Origin of the sequence: Eleftheria terrae (assembly GCF_030419005.1) — a bacterium.
Taxonomy (GTDB): Bacteria; Pseudomonadota; Gammaproteobacteria; order Burkholderiales; family Burkholderiaceae_C; genus Caldimonas; species Caldimonas terrae.
In genome coordinates this window covers 1869269-1888621 of record NZ_CP106951.1, presented here as the reverse complement: position 1 = coordinate 1888621, position 19353 = coordinate 1869269, and the positions used below count along the sequence as shown (strand labels likewise).

Here is a 19353-nt window from a genome sequence, read left to right as displayed (position 1 = left end):
TCACACCGGCAGGCCGGGGCTCCAGCCGGTGGACTTGCAAACGGCGAGGACGTTTTCGTCCTCGATGAAACAAAGCCAGCCCGGGCGAGGGCTGTGGTATTCCCAACTGGCGCCGATGCGCACGGCAATCTGCCCGGCCTTGCCGGCCCAGGCGCCGGTGCCGGCCGCAGGAATCAGGTACCGGTCGCCCTCGGTCGGGGAGACGGGTGGCGCCGCCAGGTCCCGGTCTTTCACCGAGAGACCAAGGATCGCGCCCAGCCGCTTCAAATTGGCGTCCATGCCGCCATTCCAGTTGTGCTCACCCTGGGTCCAGCCGTAGCTCAGGCCCAGGTTCGGATCGGTCATCGGCATCACGCGCCTCCATAGAACTTGCCGTAGTGCATGCCGTAGCCCGCCCGCTCGAACTCGATGTTGTGGTGCTGCCAGGACGTGTGGCCGTCACGCGCTGCCTCGACCTCGATGCGCAGCCGCCCATTGACCCGCCCCAGGCCAGAATCCGCCAGCTCCTGCGCCAGCGGCCAAGTGACGCTGTCTCCAATGAGGCCGGTCATCGTTCGGCACAGCCGGCCGGTCTCGCCATAGAAGCGCACGGTGGTGGTCTGGCCCGCCTCCGGCGTCACGCTGCCCTCGGCCTGCAGCACCAGGTAGGCGGTCTGGCTGCGGCGATTGCGGGTCGCCCAGCTCACCGAGATCGGGCCGGCCACGGCCACCGGGTACGCGCGGCCGTTCACCTGCAGGCGCCCTGGACAGTAGGGCCGGATGAACCGCTTGTTCAGCTGCAGGCGGATTTCGGTCGCCACATTGGCCGGCAGCGTGCCGCGAGGCGTCTGGGTGAGGAGCTTCGCTCGCACTGTCTCGCCGGCCACGTACTCCGGCTGCAGGTAGTGCCGGCCTTCTTCCACAAACCAGAGGCGGCTGCCGGCCGGGTGGTGGCCTGGAACGGTGTCCAACAAGCCGCGCTCCAGCACCACCGCGGGCGAGGCCGCCTCCACGTCAGCGACTTTGAGCCACTCGGCGTTGACCAGAGCCAGGCCGCCCGGCGCCACCTCCACGAGATCGCTTGCCCATACCAGTGGCACTCGAACCTGGGCGGCTGATTGTGGAAGCGCATCCGCCAGGACTGCTGATGGCGTGAAGCTGCCTGAGCCCTTCTCCTCGAATCCACCCGACAGCCGTGCGAACACCTTAATGCCGAACGCATCGCCACTCGGCCGCGTGCCGCAGGCGGCCACCAGCCCGTCCAGCTCGTCGATGTCGCCGAGCCGGCTGTCCGACTCCCCGGTCAGGTCCTGCACCACCCACCAGTACGGCACTTCGAACAGCAGCTGCTGCGGGCAGGGTTGCGGTTCACTGGTCGGCTCCCTCCAGCCGGACGACGGCGGCGCCAAGTAGACCGACTGTGGCAAGCCAAAGACGTCCTGCACGCAGTCGACCCTGACGGCACCGTTGGTCAGCTCGCCGTAGGCAATGCGCACGACTCGCATCGGCAGCTGTTCGATGCCATAGGGCGGCCACGCGAGCTTGATGACGTCCCCGATCTGCAGCCCCGCTGCCTGCCGGTTGCCGATGAAAGTGCACTTCGCCAAGCTGGCGGATAGCTGCTTCAGCTCGCGCATCGCCACGCGGTTGGCCAGCGCTGCATGGCTGATACCCGGGTACTGGATCGACGTGGCCGCCACACCGCCATTGAGCTGCACCGCCGCCACGTCTTGCACCGTGACCGAGGCATCCTTGTCGCTGGCCGCATCGCGGTACACCACGGTCACCTGGTTGACCGTCTCGCCCCAGGAGGGTCGGGTGAACTCCTCGATGCGCAGGACGCTCGAGGGATCGAACACCTGCAGCCGGTCCAGCTGATAGCCCGCTCGAGCGAGCTGGAGCACAAACAGGCCGGTGCGCGGGTGCACGAAGAGCACACCGTCGATGTGCTTTAGCACGGAAAGCACAAAGCTCTCGATGGTCTCTTCCTGGCTCCACAGCAGTGAGAGCCCGAACCCTTCGGCGTACAGTGTGTCGGCAGCGGCACGGAAGCTGGCATCGTCCATGTCCACCGCCGGATATCCCATGCCCCAATCGGCGTTGGTCAAGCACTCTCGGACGATGTGCGCCGGGTTGGCGTCGGCACCGATCGCCGCATGTGAGGTGTACCACCCGCGCGGCATGCGCCGCGCGCGGACCGACCACGGCTTGATGTACGGGTTCATCGCTGCGACCCACACGCGGCGCAGCACCAGGCAGACGATGCCGCGAAACGCCGGGATGTCCGCTCCCAGCTGCTCCTGAAGGTAGGCATTGCGTCCCTGGTCGGGGCCACCCATCAGCACTTCGACCGCGCCATCGACGCCGCCTTCTCGCTCTTCGCCGCCGAACAGGCCGGGCTGGTGGATCCCCAACGTGGTGTTGCCCGTTGCTTCTCCCGACCAAGCGACTCGTTCGCCAACCCGGATCTCGGTGATGGCGTCCACCGGCCCATGGCACAGCGCCAGCTGTGCGCCAAGCCCGTACCAGTAGCCGACGGTGACCTTCTTCTTGCTGCCGCCGCCACTCATCGATGACGCTCCTCTGCTGCCACCTGCTCTGCCTGCTCAGCGACCCGCTTCGCCAGGGCGTCCCCGCTCTCGCGCAGCCAGCGCGCCGGCACGCCGTGCTCCACAAACTCGGCCCAAGACCGTTCCCGACCTTCAAACCAGCGCCGCATGCCGCGGGCGCAGTAGCCCAGCTGCCGGGCGTGTTCCAGCTTGGCAATCACCTCCGTCACTTCTTGCCGCCTCCCTTCTTCTTGATGGGTTTGACCTGCACGTCGCCGTACCAGACGACGTTCGGGCCGGAGATCACCCGGGTGCCGAACAGCACCGGGATGGGCGCGTCCTGCGATGCGATGGGCAGGTCCTTGTCGCCGATCTGGCCCGGCTGCGCTTCCTGCGATTTGGGTTTAGGCGCGAGCAGCGCCGACAGGACCGTCGTTGCGATCCAGGCAATGAGTTGAGGCCACATGGAGAATCAGACGATGGCGTCGCCCGAGAACGGGTTCTTCCAGGGGATGAAGGGGAAGCCGCCGAAGTTGTCCAGGTTCTGGAATCGGTCGCGGCAGTGGGTGGTCCAGTGGTCGCAGCCCGCGTAGAGCTGGACCCGCTCACCAGGGAGCAGGCCCACCACTGGCGCGGTGAGGGTCAGCTCGCCACCGCTGTGGCCGGTCACCATGCGGGCGCCAACAGCACACTGTAGGTAGCCGCCGACGAAATAGCCGTTCTCCCGCTCCGCCGCCGCAGCGACCCGGACCGAGGTGCCAGCGATCCGGTCAAGTTGGCCCTCCACCCTGAACCGATCCTTGGCCACTCCACAAGCGGGCGAATACAGGACGTGACGGCAGGCGATCTGGTACCGGGCCCGCAGGCCCAGCCGCTTTAAGGACGAGCCGATCGGCTCGCACTTGAGCGTGGCCTCCGCGCCGGCCAGGCGCGCCACCGTCAGCCGCCCCTTCCAGTAGGTGACGAACTCGCTGGCGTCGCCGCCTGGTCCGAGATGCCGCCGATACAGCGTGAGGCTGACCACGCCCTCCGGCGGGGCGGCCACAAACAGTGCGGCGAGCGGCAGGTCCCGCGGCACCTGGATCTCCAGCGCATTGCGCGACAGCTCGTTGCTGTGCTCGATATTGCTGCGCGAGATCGGCGCCGGCTCGTAGGTCTCCGACTGGTAGGTGACGGCCACTTGGCCTGAGGTGTAGCACCAGCGTCGGTGCCCCTGTGCGAATCGGTACAGCTCCTGCGGCTGCCCGTCGTGGGCTGATTGGTCTTGCTCGAGGTAGTTCATGACGGCAAGGTTCGGGTTGAAAGCTGAACGCGCACGACGCTATCCGTCTCCCAAAACAGCTCGACCGCGTCCTGGTCGAGCCGAGCCAGTTCTAGCCAGGAGACCTGCAGCACCTGATCGACGGTTACGGTCACGTCCAGCGGCTCATCCAGAGAGAGAAGCTCCTCTTCAACCGACAATTCGTCTGCGCCCGTGACGCGCCGGAAGAAGGTGCCAGCTGTCGTGCGCAGCACCAGGTCGCGGCGTTGTGGATGGGCCGCTACAAAACGGCTGTAGCCGGTGTTGAGCACCACCAGGCCCGAGCCGCCGCTGACGACCACTCGGCTGACCTGCAAGTCCGAGGTGAACGTTGGCAGCCAGCACGGATGCACGCGGCCCGCCCGGGCGGCCAGCCACTGGCGGAACGCAGTGATGTGTGGCCGATTTGGCAGCAGCCACGTGAGACGCCGTCCGACCTGCGGCGCGCCCGCTTCGTCGTCGAAGCCCCTGGTGCCGGTGCCCTGGTCAATCACCGTGAGCTTGCGCTGCCAGCTGACATCAATTTCTTCACTCCAATCCGGCGGCCAATCCAACAACGCGTAGCCGCGATAGGCGGATCCCGCTTCCGACCCCGCCGCCGCGGTCAGGTCCTCCACCGTGAACCGACTGCGCCCGCTGGCAATCGTGTCCGTCACCCGCCGGACGGTGGTCGTTCCTTCCAAGCGGGCGAGCCGCGCCGGCAGCACGCGGGTGCCGGCCGGCCAGGACCGGCCCAGCGCCAGGGTGAGCGTCAGAACCCCGCCGTCGATCGATGCGATCTCCACGGCCTCGTTCTCAACGGCGGAGCGCCAAAGCACCGCCATGCCACCCGGGTGGTAGTCGACGTGCGGGGCGTTGGGCACCACCAGCTCGCGGCCGCCGGCCGCCACGTCCTGCAAGAGTTGACTGCCGTCCGTCCAGACCGGCAGGCAGTAGATGCGGGCGCCCCACGCAAACAGCAGGTGCTCCAGCAGGCGAACGTCCTGCCCATCCAGGAGCCAGCTGTACTCGAAGCTGCGCCGCGGGAGTTGCCGCAGCCGGATGCGCTGCTCGGATCCGTCGTGTGCCTCCAGCACCTCGCTCAGCCATTCCAAGCGCTCCGTCAGGCCATCGGACCAGTCGGGCCGGATGCCAAACACCACCACTCGCCGGCCGGTGACGGTCAACCGCATCTCGCCACCGCCGGTGAACCGGAAGGCGAACTGGGCGTTGATCACCGGCGCCCCGCGATGGCTGGCCGAGAAGCTGTACGTCCGCGACTGGAGCGCGCCGAAGGCCAGCGGTGGCGCGGGCGGCCCTGACAGCACCAGGCCATCTGCGCCAGTGGCCTCGATGGCCAGCACCGTCTGCTCCTGGAGATGCGCATTCCACACCTCCAGCCGGCGCTCGATGGGGCTGATCACATTGCCAAGGTCGATCCGCGGCGGCAGCAGGTGGATGCGGTGGTACCAGTCGTCCGCGAAGGACGGCACCCGGACGCCGGCCAGCCGCCGATGCGGCTCACTGATTGGCCGAGCTTCGCCCCTGGTACCCGCCAAGGGCGAAACGCTGTCGGCGGCGGCAAAGGGGTAGCGCACCGGCCGGTAGCCGGAGATGCCCCTGGCGCGCTCATAGTGGACCGGCTCTCCGACGGCCGAGCCCGGAGCCACGATCCCTGCGAAGGCGGCCATCGCTCACCGCTCCAGCCGCACGGCGTAGCCGTGCACACCGGACTTGTTGTTCTTCGAATGCGCCGGAAACGCCATCCATTGTTCGGGGCCAATCGCAAACACCTCCGCGGGTGCATGGTGCGTGATGTTCAGGTAGCGCAAGTGGGCTGGGTAGCCAAAAGGCGAGAAGAACCCATCCGGCCGCTCCAGGTAAACATAAAGCGGCAACAGCGGCGCGATGCCGTTCAGCGTGTTCGGCGTGCGGCTCCACCAGTAGTTGGCCAGGGTCTCGCGCGGGCTGCGCGGCCCTTCCTCCCAGATCGAGATGGCGCGCTTGCCGGTGATGGGCGCCGCCTGGCAGACCGACCACCAGCCGTCGAAGCCATCGGCCGCCGCCCGCACATAGTTCCCACCGGCGTACTTGTAGTCGTTGAACGGCAGGCCGAAATGCAGGTCCTGTGTGTCCCCGAAGATGTAGTCGCTGACGCTGGCGTTGAGCGCGTCTGACGAGCCGAAGGCGCCCGACACAAAGGCGCCGCCCGGGTAGTTGCCGTATTTCACGAGCTGCCCGAATGCCAGATGGTGGTACACCCCCGGCGCGACCTCAGCGACCATCGTGAGTTGCGGTGGTGACTCCGCCGAGAACAGGTGATAGGTGCTCGGCCCTTCGACCTCGTACAGCCCCACCGCCTCGATCCGCTTCGACGGGTCGCGTGGCGTACCGGGCTGGTTGTTCCAGGGCTGGGCCGGATCGAACTGGTCGGAGCCGAGCAGGAAGATGCCGGTCACCCGCTGGTAGCCCGAGCGCAGCGCTTCGTCGAGCGCGCTGCGCAGGTGAAAAATCAGGTCGCCCTTGCGCAGCGACAGCTGCTGGCCGGGGCCTGACGGCCCCCAGCGCAGCTCCTGCCAGCCGTTGGCAACAGCGAACAGCCGCAGTGCGTCCAGCAGCTGGGTCGGACCCGCTGCCGTTCCAGTTTGGTAGGCCATTGCGCTCCTCAGGCCAGGCGCAAGGCCCAGTAGTCCCTCACGGAAGTGCGAAACACGTTCTGCACCACCAGGTGGTCCACGCCGTTCACTTGGATGAGGTTCCCGGCGGCGTTGTTGAAGCCGGAGACCTGGTAGACGCCGTCCAATTCGCCAAACAGGTCGTGGTCGCTGGGCGAGTTGCCTTGCGACAGCACGATGGGCATCAGCACGTAGGTGCCGTCCAGCGCTTCCCGAAACACGCTCAGGTAGCTGTAGCTGCCGGGCCAAACGGGCCGGGCGCTGTCGTATCGGGATTCCGACGTGGAGCTGTAGGTGTTCTGGAACGGCAGCCAGGCGCCGGCCGGCCCCCGCAGCATGGTGGCAGTCGAGCTGGCGTTCTGCGCGTCCTCGCCCGGATCCACAAAATGCCGGTGGTTCGGCCCGGTGATGCTGTGCCGTCGCCCCCGCTGGCCGGTCATGGAACCACCAATCAGCAAGGGATAGGGGTACTGGCCCGGCGTGGCGTAGGGCAGGATGAAGCCCAGGTAGGCCGCCTGGTAGAGCGTGGAGACCTTGGCCACGACCACCACCCGGCGGCCGTTGGCAACAAACCAGTAGGGAGTCGCCTCGTTCCACAGGCTCATCATCGGCAGCCAGCCGGTCAAGGTGCCGGGCTGGGCGTAGAAGGTGTCGGCCGGGCTGAAGCCGATGCCGCCATTGAGGTCCCACATGTAGTAGCCAGAGGTGGGGTTCTCGTAGGACCGCACACTGCAGTAGATCTCGTCGGCACCAGCGAGGCCGGGCGCGCGCAGGAGCAGCTCCTGAGTGGTGGCGTCCGACACCCAGCGCAGCTCCGTCCATTGCTGGTTCGCGGCGAGCAGCGCCGGGTGCTTGGTGAGGAAAGTGCGCAGCCGCTCCAGCAGGTCGCGGTAGTTCGCCGCGACACCGGTCTCGAAAGCCATGGGGGTGTTCTTTCAGGTCAGGACCTGCCGCACCGCACCGGCGTTGCGCTGCAGGATGTTGAGGATGGTTTTCTCGCCTGCGGACGAGTTGAGGTAGTCGGCCGCCATCGCGGGGTCGATCAGGTTGACGATGCGCACGCCCTGAGCGGTCGGCGCTTGCTGACGAGGCTGGACGTCCGGAACCAGGCCGCCGGCCGCAAAGGCAAGTGCCGGCCCCTTGAAGGCCGGTCCCTGCGCCACGCCATTGATCGACTGCAGGAAGGCCACGCCCACTCGGCGCACCGCTGCCGCATTCACGACAAACTCCCCGGCAGACAGACGCGCCGGAATGGAATCGCTCGTCGAGGTGCCGGGGCCTGTGACGTAGCCGCCCGAGGCGTAGCCCTTGAGGAGCGAGGAGATGAACCCGGCAAAGCCCGACGCCCCGCCGCTTCCTTTGGGCAAACTGGCGAACAGCGACTCCGCGAGTTTCTGGGAGGCGATCCGCTGGATGGTCGCCAGCACCGAGCGCGCGAAGTCGCCGAAGGCCTCCTTGGCGGTTTTCGCACCAAGGCCGATGTCCTCGAACAGCTGCCCGAAGCCGTCCCGGATGCTGCCGTCGATGGCCACCGCCACTTCATCGACCGCGAGCTTCACTTGAGCGATCTCGTTTTTCCATGCTTGCACCCGGGCGACTGCCTCCGGGCCGATGGCCGCGGCGGTGGTTTCGAGTTTGGGCAGCAGGGCATCGAGCGCGGTGCCGGTCTCCCGGTGCAGTGCCAGGATTTGCCGCTTCGCCTGGGATTCGGTCAGCAGGCCGGCCTGGCGCTGCAGGTCGATGGACTGCTCGCTCGCGCGCATGCGGGCCAGGGTGGTGTCGAATTCGCGTTCATAGGTGGTCAGGTCGGCAGACGCCGCTTTGACGTTGATGAGGCGGCCCAGGGTTACCATGCCGTCGCTGTCGCTCTCAGCGCGCAGCCGCTCCATCAGCTTGCGGTACTGCTCCTCGATCGCCGCACGCCGGTCCTGCGCCGTGCTGGTCTGTGTGAGGTCTAGCAGTTCCTCTCGCACCTTGGTGAGCTCCTCCCTCAGCTCGCGTTCTGCCGTCGCCGTGGCGCGGGCTGCGGCCACAGCGACGTCGCCTCGCTTGCGCAGCAGCACCGCCAGGTCGGCGTTGGTCTTGACCAGCTCGGCCTGCGCCTTGGCGCGATCGTCCGGCTTCTCCGCTGCCTTGACCGCGCGTTGCTGTTCGGCGATGGAGTGCCTGGTGCGGTTGATCGCCGCGTCAATCTCCTGCTGCTCCAGCCGCGCCTTGCGTTCGTGATAGCCGCGGATCGAAATCGTGCGGTCCTCCAGTGCCCGGTCCAGCGCCCGCTGTTCCCGCTCGAGGCTGTCCTTGAGCAACTGGAACGCGGCGTCCGCCTGCGCCTTCAGCAACGCTTGCCGGGCGGCTGCGCTCGGCGGCGGGGGTGGGCCTTTCTGCGGTGGATCCGCGAAGGTGTCCTTCTTCTTGGGATCCGGTCGGATGTGGGCCGCAATGGCGTGGGCTGCCTCGCCGACGTAGTCGCGGTCGAAGGCCTCCCGTACCTTGCCGGCGAGTTCGTCGCCGAAGCTCTGCATCTGCTGCAGGTTGCGGTCGATTTCGCCCTTCATCGCGCTCATGGAGAAATCGCCATCGAAGGCCGCCGCGATGTCCTGCTTCAAGGCGCGGGTCAGCGCTCCGATGTCCGAGAACGCGGTTCTGAAACGCTCGACCAGAAATTCCGCTGTCCTGGCCGCCACCGAGCCGATCGCCGTGAAGGCGCCGATTCCCGTGTTCACCAGCGCCCGCAGTCCGGTGCCGAGGCGGGTGAGGCCACCGTTGACGGTGTCGCGCAGACGCGCCCAGCTGCGGTCGTTGATGCGGACCAACTCCACCAAGGCGCCCCAGGCCGCCTGCACCTTCTCGGTCACCAGCGACCAGGCGGCGGCGGCGATCTGCCGGATCGAGGCGGTCTTGCCGCCGAACTCGACCACTGCGTCCCGGGCGGTGTACAAGGTAGAGCCAAGCAGGCCGACCGCCGTCACCACCATACCAATGGGACCGCCCAGGAGCGCGAAGGCGCCCCGCAGCGCCGCCGCAGCCCGGCCGAGCAGACCGGTCGATGCTGCCGCTTGCGCTACGGCTGCGCTGGCCGCGCCAGCCTGTTTACGGGCCTGGACCGAGTCCGTGGCGAGTGCGACTGAGGTGGCGCCTTGCGCCCGCGCCTGGGCGAGGGCAGCTGCGGTGACCCGCATGCGAGCAATGGCCTCCGCCTCCAGCCCCCGCAGTTGGCTGAGGCGGGCGATTGCCTCGCCGCGGGCCGCCGCCGTGCTGGCGACCATCGAGGTCACCAGCCGCCCGAACGCCGCCATCAACCCGATGCCCACCAGTGTCAGCAGACCGCCGATGTGCTGGGCCAGCAGCTGGATCCCTTGCGCCAGCCCAGCGGTCCAGCCGCTCGCGCTGTCGCGGCTGCCAAAGGCCCGCAGGAAGGCGTTCTGCAGGCGGGTCAACGCCCCCGACACCGTGTCCGGCAGGCTGCCGTACTCCTCAGCGAGCCGGCCCCGCTGCTTGAGCAGGGCATCGATGACTGCGGCAGAGGTCAACTTGCCCTGTTCTGCCAGTTGGCGCAGCGCGTCTTTCGGGACACCCAGGCCGGCGGCAATGGCGGTCGCCAGCCGCGGGGCCTGGTCCATGACTGAGTTGAACTCGTCGCCGCGCAGCGTGCCGCTGCCCAGGGCCTGGCCCAGCTGCATCAGCGCGGCTGAGGCACCTTCTGCGGAGCTGCCAGACAACGCCATGGCCTGTCCGACAGCGTTGGTCGTGTCCAGCGCCTCCGACTGGGACCGGCCCAGGGCCTGCAGGGTCGGTGCGAGCTTGGTGTACAGCGACACCGTTTCCGCCCACGGCGCCCGATTGCGCTGCGCCATCTCGAACAGCTCTTCCTCGGCATGGTTGAACTCCTCTTGGGAGGTCACCGCCAGCTTCAGGCGAGCCTGCAACCCCTTGTACTGGTCGGCCGCCCCCGTCAGCTCCCGCACGCCTGCACCAATGCCGAGGGCCGCTCCCATTTGCCCGAGAGCCGAGCCGAGCTGGCCGGCTTCTGCTCGCAGGCGCGCCATCCCGGCCTGCAGCGGCTGCAAGGCACGGGCCGACTGTGCAGCAGCCTGGCCGATACCGGCCGTCGCGGACACCACTTCGCCCTGCGACCGGGCAGCGTTGCGCGCTGCCGCTGTCAGCCGCGCGTGCAGTGCTGCCGTCTCGGTGAGAACGGTCTGGTCGCGCCCCGCGACATCCGGCGGCGGCGCGTCGGCACGGGAGGCGTCCTGGAAGGTTGCTGCCCGCTGGAGCCGGCCTTGCAGCGCGTCGTATTGCGCGGCTGCCGCCTGCAGGTCTCGCACGCCGGCTCCGGCGCCGATGCCCGCCCCCACGTCTCGCAGTGAGTCTCCCACCTGCGCGGCTTGCTCGCGCAGCTGCACCAGGCTGGACTGTATGGTCTGAAACGCCCGCCGCGTGTCGTCGACGGCGGTGATCAGGATCTGCGCTCGGTTTTGAGCCATGACATTTCCTTGGAAGGAAATCAGGTTGGGGTCGAGGCCTTCTCGGTGGCCGCGACCAAGCGGCGCAAGTCGCGGCTCACCGTGCGCGTCAGGTCGAAGCGGCGCCGCAGGCGAACTTGCCGCACGAACACAGCGATCGGGATCTCCTGTCCCCGCTTCAGCCTCTTGACGCCGCTGCGTTCCCGCTCGGCGCGCCGAAAGCGGGTGAGCGCCCGGCTGTTGGCAGAGAGGTTCTCCGCCATCAGGATCGTGCGCCCATCCCTCTGGACGAAAAACGCGTTGCCGGCGTCCATCAGGTCGCGCACCACGCGGGCAAATGCCTTGCGGCCCAAGCGCTGGTGTTGCGGCAGCAGCGGGATCAACATGCGGCCCTGGATGGAGCCACCCTGCTCGTGGAGGCCAAGCCAGGGGACCTTGGAGCCGATGTAAAGCGCGGGCAAGCGGTCCGGCTTGCTGTCGAAGACCTTGGAGCGCATGGACTTCAGGAAGGATGGCTTGGCAGTCTTGAAGCTGGCCCGCATCTCGGACCGGACGGTCTCGGCAATCTCCTTACCGGTCTCCCGCATGGCCTTAGCCACGTCGGTTCGGAGGGAACGCCGAAAGTCCTCCTGCCATGCGTCGAAACCGCCCGGCCTCAGCAGGCCGCCAGCGGCGAGTTGCAGTTTCATGCGCTGTACTTCTGCAGCTCCCGCTGCAGCTGTTGAATGGCGTCCCGGCTGCCCTGGGCAGCCACCGCAGTGACAGTGAGCTGTGCGGCGAGCCGCTCGTGCTCCAGCCGGGCATCGGCCGCCAGGAAGGCGTTCACCTGGGCCACGGTGTAGCCCAGGATCTCGGCATACCGGTGGCCACCCCTGATCAGCCGTGCGATGGCGTCGGCCCAGCCAAGCGGCCGCCGATGGCCTGTGCCACCTGGCCGATGCGCGGCGCCACCCGCCGCACGAAAAAATCGGCGTTCACCTCGAACACCGCGCCGGCCAGGACCAGCGCCTCGTCGAGAGCGAGGCGGTCGATCCACTCCCGCGGCCGGCGTGCCGCCAGGCTGAGTGTCTGTAGCAGCGCCTCCCCGTGCTCGCACAGCAGCGCCAACCAATCCGGCTCCGCGGCCAGTTGCGACGCAAAACGCCGGACGGCCTTCAGCACGGCGGGCAGCTCGCCCAGCACCAAGGGGCGGATCTCCAGGCGCTCGCCGGCGATGTCCACCGTCACCGCCAGCGGCGAGATGATGTCCAGGTCCATGGTGGTTCTGCTCTCGCTCATAGCAGGATCAACCGGCCGAACATGCCCAGCTCCCCGGCGGCCGGCTTGAGGGTGTCGGCCAGCACCTGGCCCGACAGCTCGAACTTCAGCAGCTCGTCGGTGATCATCGACAGCTCTTTGGCCGGGTTAATCGCGACTCGGTACAGGTCGATGACGACCTCCGCATTGCCATCGGCCGTGTTCAGTCCCTCGAAGCGCACCCAGCGCTCCGGAAGCGGCTGGGTGAACATCGAGGTCACCTGCGCAGCCCCATAGGCATAGTCGACCTTGAACGGCTCGACATAGGGGCCACCGGCGGTCTTGTCATTGACCACCAGTGAGCCGTGCTTGGTGTTGACGCTGTACTGCGCAGTGGGCAGCGTCTTCGGCGTGGAAGACGAATCCTTGACCACTACCGAGGACACGTTCTGCTTGGACAGCAGGTAGAGGCTGCCGGGCGTGACGGGACTGGGCAGGGCCTCGGCCGTCACGCTGCCCGCGGCTTGCTGCGTGGTCGTGCCGTACAGGCCCAGGGCCAGATTGACCGGCACCAGCTCCTCCAGCGTGCAGGAGAACTCGCCCTTCTTGGTCTTGATCAGCTGCAGGTCGGTGAGGCGCTGGCCGCTGGAGGACTCCTGGTGCTCCAGGGTCTCCACCGACAGCGATACCTTGAGTTCGGGGACGTTGCCGACGTAGGCAAGACCCAAGGGGCGGCCCGCGGTATCGCGGGCGCCGATGTAGACGCGGCCTTGGCCGGAGAAATAGGGCATGGTCAATTGCTGTCGAGGTGGTAGGGAGACGAGGGAGTCGCGGCCAGGGCTTCGGCGGCCTGGGTGAGACCCAGTGCCAGCAGGCGGCGCCGGTCAAGCTCCTTCGGGTTCGGGAGGCGGTGGCGGCGGTGCCGCAGGTCGGCGGCCGGCCGCAGCTCGCGCAAGCGGCGGCGGTCAACCGGATCGGGTGAGGTCGTGGGCATGGGTTCGGTAGCGGATTTCGTAGCGGGCCGGCATCGCGACGGCGCCGGCATCCGCGTCCTCGGCGTCCCACTCGCTGTCGAGCTCGCGCAGGGCGATGGCGAGCCCGCCGAGATTGGCATCGGCGAACAGGGCGGCGTGGGCGGCAACGACAAGCTGGTCGGCCACGTCGAAGGCGCTGTCGATGTCGGGACTGCCCCGGGCGACGGCGACTAGGCGGAACGTCAGGGCGCGGTCGATGAGGGCGTTGGCGTGGCCGGTGACGGCGTCGGTTTCGGGGAACAGCAGCAGCGCGGCGCTGCTGTCACGGTGCACGGGTGTCGTCGGTGAGCGCAGCACCGTCGACGGCGCGACAGCCGCGCGGAGGCGCTCCAGGACCGCCCGCAGAAGGCGCTCGCGGACGGAGGTCATGCTTCAGAGAGGCGGCGATGTGTGAGCGAGAGGACCTAGAAGGTCGAGGACAGTGTTTGAGCCCGGGCGAAGCCAAGAACTCGTCCACGAAGATGATCACGGTCTCGTTCGAGGGGGACTGACCCGCTGGTGTGGAGCAGCGTCGCTGCAACAGGGCCCATAGGCAGTGAAGCGGATTTTTTCAAGCGAATGCTGCCGGTGCGAGCCACCTAAGGTTAGGGCTCACCAGGCGGCGTGTGCGAATATAAGAATGCGTTCTGGACGAATTGCGCAACACGCCGGAGGCCGTCATGCCGCTATTTCTTACGGAGCTGAAAAAAGAGATACCTGACGACGACCCAAATGTGCTCAAGGAGGAATACTTCTCTGCGCGACGAGACGGCCGCTCGATGGACCTCGCTGCCATAGTGAAGGCGCAGGAAGCGCACGCCATGTCCGTGAAGCGCAGGGAGTCTGAGAATCAGGCCCACAGTGTCCCCCTCGATGTTTTGGAGGGCACCCAGCTCTACTTAATCGAGTGGATGTCTCAGTACCGGCAGATTCTGACGAAGCCACCGAAGGCGCCCGCGGTCACCCACAATATCCAGCTTCCGGTTGCTTGCGTTCACTTGATCGCGGAGATCCAGTGCGTGGTAGCACGTCTAAGGGACGCCAATCAGAAATCAGACGGCGGCCGGGTTCATGTGCAGGCTCTCCGAAAGGAGAATCCATCTCACGTACTTATACTAAAAACTCTGACTGCGACCGTGAATGATCTGATTCTGCTGATAAAGAAGATCCTCGAACGGGCAGCCAGTGACGGAAAGGCGCAGAAAGTGTTCGAGGCGTTGGTGATGAGCGGCTTCACTGACTATCTGCTGCTGTATGTTTCCACCCCTGTGTGCAACCAGCAAGCAGCTGCAAAGCTCGGCGGCTTCCTCGATCTCATCAGCTGTACCCAAGCTAGGGGATCCTCCTCGAAGCGCTCCAAGGAGGAAAGCACGTCTCAGTAGAGGAGATGGCACAGCGCACTGGGCCCTGCGTTCATAGTCGTGAGAGGGTGGCCCTTCGCTCGGTGCCGTCGCCGATTGCTTGCTTGTCCCGTACTCGGTAGGCCACGCCTTCGATATAAATTGTCTGCCCAGGAGCAAGGTCCGGGAGCCAGGAGGCGGGGTAACGGATGGCGTAGTCTGCGGACACGGCTAGGCCGTCGAGCACCGTGTTGTCGGGCGATCGGAACTCGGTGTGCACCGGGTGTCCGTCCACGACCACCTTCGTGAGCAGTCCGGATCGCGCGGCGGCGTCGTACAGGTCTTCGACCCGCACGTCAGGCCTTCAGCTTCACCAGCAGGGCCGGCCGGTGGCACATCGGCAGCGGGTTGCTCTGCGTGTGCAGATCGGTGCCCCGATCGAACTTGCGCGGCTCCTGCTTGGCGTACAGCGGCTGGCCCGGCGTGTTGACCGTCTCATTGAAATCGGCCGGCGCAACATAGGTAGCAAAAGTGCTGATCGTTCCGATGGGGAAAGCCTGCGCCTCTCCGGCGCCAATGAAGCGCCGGGTGTTGCCGTGTTCGTCGCTGGCCTGGCCGCGGTATTCCTCGAACAGGATGGAGCCGTAGCGGAAGCCCTGGCGCACATCGTTGATGAGGACCGCGCCGTCCTGCCAGCGTTCGTAGGCCTTGATCACCGTGGCGTGGCCCGTCAGGGCGGCGAAGAACTCCGGCGAGCACAGGCAGTGCACGCCCGTCATGAACTCGCCCCGCAGGTTCTCCTCGATGTGGGCCAGCACCTCGATGCACTTGGCCTTGACGTTGGTCTTCTCGTTCTCCAGCCCAAAGCTGATCGTCTTGGGCTGGATGTCGAACTCGCGGTAGAGGTCATAGAGCACCGAGCCGTCGGCGTCGAGGATGACGCCCTTGAGGGCCCCCATGCGCAGGTGCTCCAGCGTGATGGCGTGCTTGTTGCGCATGGTCTCCAGGTGGCCGGCCATGACGCCCGCGATCGATTCGAGCTCGGTTTCGCTGCCGAACGCCCGGATCCCTTGGACCTCCTCAGGCAGCACCACGTCGTCGTGCGGGATGTGCGGCACCACAAAGGACCGGATACCCCGCTTGCCGCGGGTGCCGACCGTGCCTGGCGCCCCGGGCGGTCGCGTCGGCAGCAGGTTGAGCACGCCGTTGCGCTCCTCGATCAGGATCTGGCGCAGCCGCACCGACTTGATGGGCATCAGGTTGAGCGACTCCAGCCGGCCGTAGCGGTTGGGCAGGATGTTGATGGCCGCCGTCAGAGCGGCGGTGGAGAACGCCGGGTTGTTGAAGGGGTTCTGCATGCGATGGCACAAAAGAAGACCCGCCGGGCGCGTGGCGCCGGGCGGGTCGGATGAGGGGAAGACGTCGGTAGCGAGGCGCTCACGCGCTGTCGCGGACCGCCAGCCCGCGCACCGCAAGCTGGGCGATGGCCGCGGAGCGCTGCTCCGGCGTGATACCGGCCGGCCATACCAGCGCGGCGCGGGCAAAGACGGCGTGGCGCACGATCAGAACCGCATCGGCCCGCTCGCCCTGCGACGCATCGATGTCGAAGGCGAGCACGGCCTCCGCCGCCTCGGTGCCGTCCTTGGCGGCAGGGGCCAGCGCCTTGATCTTGCCGGTGGCCGTCTCCCGGCCGACGACGGCGCCGAGCACGAGTTTCTGGCCGGCGGCCACGGTGGCGGTCTCGCGCGAGTACAGGTTCGGAGCCTCGTACTTCAGCAGGTCGCCCAGGTTGTTGGGTTCGCGGAGCACGGGCACGGTTCAGCTCCGAGAGATCAGTTTCTTGACGGCTGACATCAGCGGGCTGGATTCCGGCGCGGCCACTGCGCTCGTGCCGGCGCCGGCCGTGATGCGCGAGCTGATCTCCGGCTGGCTGGCGCGCGCGTCGAGCAGCACCCGACGCACCTGGTCCTGCGTCATGCCGGCACCGAGGAATTCGGCGGTGCGCTCCGGTGCGCCAGCGATCAGACACAGCTCGGCAATGGCATGCGCCTCGTTGCGATAGGCCGCTGCTGCGGCAGGCACCGGAGCAGCTACCGACGACAGAGCAGCAGTGGCGGGCGGCACCGCGTCAGCCGGCGGGTTCATGAGGTCGTTGGAGTGCATCGTGTGCTCCGTGGGTGAGGAAGAAGGAGAAGGCGAAGTAGGCCGCGGCGTCACCGCGGCGGGGGAAGGCAGGAGAACGGTTGGACCCGCGAGGCGAGCAGCGAACTCGGCCTGCACGTCTTCCAGGCTCAGCACGGCATCGGCCAGGCCAGCGTCAACACCGCCATGGCCGAACAGCAGCCGCGCCTCGGTCGCCCGCACGGCGTCTTGGCTCAACCCGCGCATTTGCGCCACGGAGCCGACGAAGATCGCGTAGAGGCGATCGACCTCGGTCTGCAAGGCAGAGGCGGCCTCGGGCGTCAGCGGCTGGTGCGGGCTGAAGTCGTTCTTGTGGTGGCCGGCGTAGACCGCGCGGTACGCCAATCCGTCCTGCAGATCCTTGGCGGACTGGTCCACGTGCAGCGCAATGACGCCGATGGAGCCAATCCCAGCTGTCTGCGACAGCGTCAACCGGCTGGCCGCTGCGGCGATGGCGTAGGCCGCCGAGTAGGCCGCATCGTTGGCGTGTGCCCAGACCGGCTTGCTCCGGCTGGCCGTGCGGATGCGCTGAGCCAGCTCGAACACGCCACCAGCTTCACCGCCGGGCGAGTCGATGTCCAGCAGGATGCCTTTGACTTCGGGGTCGGCCAGCGCAGCGTCCAGGCGGGCGCCAATCTCGGCATAGGACGTCAAGCCGGAGGCCGCCTCCAGACCCATCGACCGGCGCACCAGGGTGCCGTGAATCGGGATCAAGGCAATGCCGGGGGCGGTCGGGCTGGCCGCTGTCCGGGGCACCGGCAGCGCCGGCTGCGCCTCGGCGCTGGGCCATCCCAGGCGCGATCCCAGCACCGCCAGGATGACGTCCAGCTTGGATCGGGTGATCAGCAGCGGCGTCCCGTACAGCCGGGACGCCAGGTAGGGGAGTGACATGTCAGAGGTCCTGTTCATGGACGGCGGGTGCCGGTGTCGCCGCCGCAGGCCGGTCGTGCCGCGGGTCGGAGTCGAAAACCAGCCCTAACGCGTCGGCGCGTTCGTTGTCGGCCGCAATCTCCCGGTCAACGTCCTCGGCGTCGTAGCCCGACGCAGAGATCGCCTCGGAGCGTGAGAGCAGACCGGAGCGGATCGCGGTGTTCATCGCGTCGAACTCCTTCTTCGGGTCCACCCACTGCCAGCCTTGCGGGATCCACTTCACCGCCTGGTACTGTCGGCGGCGCCGCGTGTAGCCGGGCAGCTCCAGCGCCCCTTCCAGCACCGCCTGGGCCATCCAGGCCCGCCAGATCGGCCGGCACAGCTGGTGCACGATCACGCCGTGCTGCAGCGCTTCGCAGCGACGGCGGAACTCCAGCAGCCCGGCGCGGATGGAGGAGTAGTTCACTTGCGTCAGGTCACCCGTCAACATCTCGTAGGTGATGCCCATCGCGGCGGCTACGGCGCGGAACTGCTGCCGCATGAAATCGGCGTAGCTGCTGCCCACGTCCGCAGGGGCGGAGAAGCGGATGTCCTCGCCTGGCTCCAGGAACTGCAGGGTGCCGGGCTCCAGGCCGGCGAGCGCCGCGCCGTGGGCATCCGGCCCGCCTTCGCCCATCAGGTTGTCCTCGGGAGCACCCCGGGTGATGAATCCGGCGAACATGGCCGCCGTCTTCTTGCGCACCAACTCGGCGTCGTCGTACTGATCCAGCTCGTGGAGCTTCACGAGGGCGCGGGCGAGCCAGGGCTCGCCGCGGATCTGGCCCGGCCGCAGCGGACGAAAGAGGTGGATCACTTCACTGGCCGGGATGCGCACCGTCTCCATGCCGCCGACGCCCGACATCGGCGCCAAGGCGCCATCGTTCGGGTGCGAGCGGTAGAGGTGATAGGCCACGCGCCGGCCCAGCCGATCAAACTCCATTCCAGCCCGCACCACGTTGCCCGATAGCAGCTCCAGGTTCATCGTGGCCGGCAGGTGTTCCGGCTCCAGCACCTGGATCTGCAGAGCCACCGGCAGGCGGTCCTCCGGCCGGCGGTAGCGCAGGCGGACCAGCGCCTCGCCGCCCTCCAGCATCGCCCGGCAGGCCAGCGACTGCAGGCCGTAGAAGTCGGTGAGGCCGCCAGCATCTGCGTCCTCGCACCAGTCGCGCCACAGCGCCTGGATCATCTCGCGCTGCGGGATATCCAGCACCAGCGACTGCGGCTTGATGCCGGTGCCGATCGCGGCAGCCACAAACGCCTCGGTGCCGGCCGCCGCCCATGCGTTGCGGCGCACCAGGTCACGGCTCTTGGCGCGCAGCTCGTTCTGAGTGAACGCCAGCGCCGCCACAGCGCCTGGGTTGCCGACCTGCCAGGCGACAGCTCGGCGGCCACCGCCGACACCGTCGTAGGTGGGCGTTGCACCGAACAGGCCACGCCTGAGTTTGGCGAACCAGCCCATCAGGTGCCCTTGCTGGTGGTGACGCGGATCTGCCGGGGCGGGCGGGCCGTCACCCCTTGGGCGGCCAGGTCGCGCTTGACCTCTCGCAAGGCCGTCTGCAACTCGGCGACGTCGCGGTACTCGACGGTCTTGTCGCCGAAGCTAACGCGGCGCTCGCCTTTGGCCAGGGCCGCTTGTACGCGTCGTAAATCCTCCTCGGAGTAAGCCATAGACATAGCGGTGGGTAGAAGATGGAGAAGAAGTGACAGGCGAGCGCAATGATTTGTGGCG

General features: G+C 67.4%; 22 protein-coding genes. 1 reads left to right on the top strand and 21 read right to left on the bottom strand.

Annotated elements, in window-relative coordinates; translation table 11 throughout:
• From N7L95_RS08390 to N7L95_RS08320, 15 genes are read right to left on the bottom strand one after another with little or no spacing between them, the layout of a single operon-like run.
• Complete coding sequence (locus N7L95_RS08390) at positions 1-351, bottom strand: DUF2793 domain-containing protein (RefSeq protein ID WP_301259367.1); 351 nt, start codon at positions 349-351, stop codon at positions 1-3.
• Complete coding sequence (locus N7L95_RS08385) at positions 351-2549, bottom strand: phage tail protein (protein ID WP_301259366.1); 2199 nt, start codon at positions 2547-2549, stop codon at positions 351-353. Before N7L95_RS08385 ends, N7L95_RS08390 begins: the two co-directional genes overlap by 1 nt.
• Positions 2546-2749: a hypothetical protein gene (locus tag N7L95_RS08380; protein WP_301259364.1), complete on the bottom strand. Its 204-nt coding sequence runs from the start codon at positions 2747-2749 to the stop codon at positions 2546-2548. The genes N7L95_RS08385 and N7L95_RS08380 overlap by 4 nt, the downstream gene beginning before the upstream one ends.
• A gap of 5 nt (positions 2750-2754) precedes the next feature.
• Positions 2755-2994, bottom strand: a complete 240-nt coding sequence (locus N7L95_RS08375) for a hypothetical protein (RefSeq protein ID WP_301259363.1) — start codon at positions 2992-2994, stop codon at positions 2755-2757.
• Positions 2995-3000: 6 nt separating this feature from the next.
• Entirely contained in the window at positions 3001-3810 is an 810-nt protein-coding gene (locus tag N7L95_RS08370) for a phage/gene transfer agent baseplate hub protein (RefSeq protein ID WP_301259362.1), read from the bottom strand.
• A complete protein-coding gene (locus N7L95_RS08365) occupies positions 3807-5498 on the bottom strand; it encodes a hypothetical protein (RefSeq protein ID WP_301259361.1) in 1692 nt (563 codons plus the stop codon). The genes N7L95_RS08370 and N7L95_RS08365 overlap by 4 nt, the downstream gene beginning before the upstream one ends.
• Before the next feature lie 3 nt (positions 5499-5501).
• Entirely contained in the window at positions 5502-6464 is a 963-nt protein-coding gene (locus N7L95_RS08360) for a hypothetical protein (RefSeq protein ID WP_301259360.1), read from the bottom strand.
• Between the two features lie 8 nt (positions 6465-6472).
• Positions 6473-7405 (bottom strand): hypothetical protein, encoded by a 933-nt coding sequence (locus N7L95_RS08355; protein ID WP_301259359.1) that lies wholly within the window; start codon positions 7403-7405, stop codon positions 6473-6475.
• Between the two features lie 12 nt (positions 7406-7417).
• Positions 7418-10966 (bottom strand): tape measure protein, encoded by a 3549-nt coding sequence (locus tag N7L95_RS08350; protein ID WP_301259358.1) that lies wholly within the window; start codon positions 10964-10966, stop codon positions 7418-7420.
• A gap of 20 nt (positions 10967-10986) precedes the next feature.
• Positions 10987-11634, bottom strand: coding sequence for a DUF6441 family protein (locus N7L95_RS08345; protein WP_301259357.1), 648 nt, complete (start codon positions 11632-11634; stop codon positions 10987-10989).
• Entirely contained in the window at positions 11631-11771 is a 141-nt protein-coding gene (locus N7L95_RS08340; protein WP_301259356.1) for a hypothetical protein, read from the bottom strand. The genes N7L95_RS08345 and N7L95_RS08340 overlap by 4 nt, the downstream gene beginning before the upstream one ends.
• A gap of 50 nt (positions 11772-11821) precedes the next feature.
• The gene (locus tag N7L95_RS08335; RefSeq protein WP_301259355.1) at positions 11822-12223 is read right to left on the bottom strand and encodes a DUF6631 family protein; all 402 of its coding nucleotides are present in this window, start codon (positions 12221-12223) and stop codon (positions 11822-11824) included.
• A complete protein-coding gene (locus N7L95_RS08330) occupies positions 12220-12972 on the bottom strand; it encodes a phage tail tube protein (protein ID WP_301259354.1) in 753 nt (250 codons plus the stop codon). Before N7L95_RS08330 ends, N7L95_RS08335 begins: the two co-directional genes overlap by 4 nt.
• Before the next feature lie 2 nt (positions 12973-12974).
• Positions 12975-13175: a hypothetical protein gene (locus N7L95_RS08325; protein ID WP_301259353.1), complete on the bottom strand. Its 201-nt coding sequence runs from the start codon at positions 13173-13175 to the stop codon at positions 12975-12977.
• Complete coding sequence (locus tag N7L95_RS08320; RefSeq protein ID WP_301259352.1) at positions 13147-13584, bottom strand: hypothetical protein; 438 nt, start codon at positions 13582-13584, stop codon at positions 13147-13149. Before N7L95_RS08320 ends, N7L95_RS08325 begins: the two co-directional genes overlap by 29 nt.
• A gap of 290 nt (positions 13585-13874) precedes the next feature.
• Between N7L95_RS08320 and N7L95_RS08315 the strand changes: the two genes are divergently transcribed.
• Positions 13875-14576: a hypothetical protein gene (locus N7L95_RS08315; protein WP_301259351.1), complete on the top strand. Its 702-nt coding sequence runs from the start codon at positions 13875-13877 to the stop codon at positions 14574-14576.
• Between the two features lie 31 nt (positions 14577-14607).
• Here N7L95_RS08315 and N7L95_RS08310 read toward each other — a convergent pair whose 3' ends face one another.
• The 6 genes from N7L95_RS08310 to N7L95_RS08285 all read right to left on the bottom strand — a co-directional run bounded on the left by N7L95_RS08310 (position 14608) and on the right by N7L95_RS08285 (position 19292).
• Positions 14608-14889, bottom strand: a complete 282-nt coding sequence (locus N7L95_RS08310) for a head-tail joining protein (protein ID WP_301259350.1) — start codon at positions 14887-14889, stop codon at positions 14608-14610.
• A gap of 1 nt (position 14890) precedes the next feature.
• Positions 14891-15892, bottom strand: a complete 1002-nt coding sequence (locus N7L95_RS08305) for a major capsid protein (RefSeq protein WP_301259349.1) — start codon at positions 15890-15892, stop codon at positions 14891-14893.
• Positions 15893-15971: 79 nt separating this feature from the next.
• On the bottom strand, positions 15972-16349 hold the full coding sequence (locus tag N7L95_RS08300; protein WP_301259348.1) for a head decoration protein: 378 nt from the start codon (positions 16347-16349) through the stop codon (positions 15972-15974).
• A 3-nt stretch (positions 16350-16352) separates the two neighbouring features.
• The gene (locus tag N7L95_RS08295) at positions 16353-17606 is read right to left on the bottom strand and encodes a S49 family peptidase (RefSeq protein WP_301259347.1); all 1254 of its coding nucleotides are present in this window, start codon (positions 17604-17606) and stop codon (positions 16353-16355) included.
• Position 17607: 1 nt separating this feature from the next.
• Positions 17608-19083 (bottom strand): phage portal protein, encoded by a 1476-nt coding sequence (locus N7L95_RS08290; protein ID WP_301259346.1) that lies wholly within the window; start codon positions 19081-19083, stop codon positions 17608-17610.
• Positions 19083-19292: a phage head-tail joining protein gene (locus tag N7L95_RS08285; RefSeq protein WP_301259345.1), complete on the bottom strand. Its 210-nt coding sequence runs from the start codon at positions 19290-19292 to the stop codon at positions 19083-19085. Before N7L95_RS08285 ends, N7L95_RS08290 begins: the two co-directional genes overlap by 1 nt.
• Positions 19293-19353: the final 61 nt, after the last annotated feature.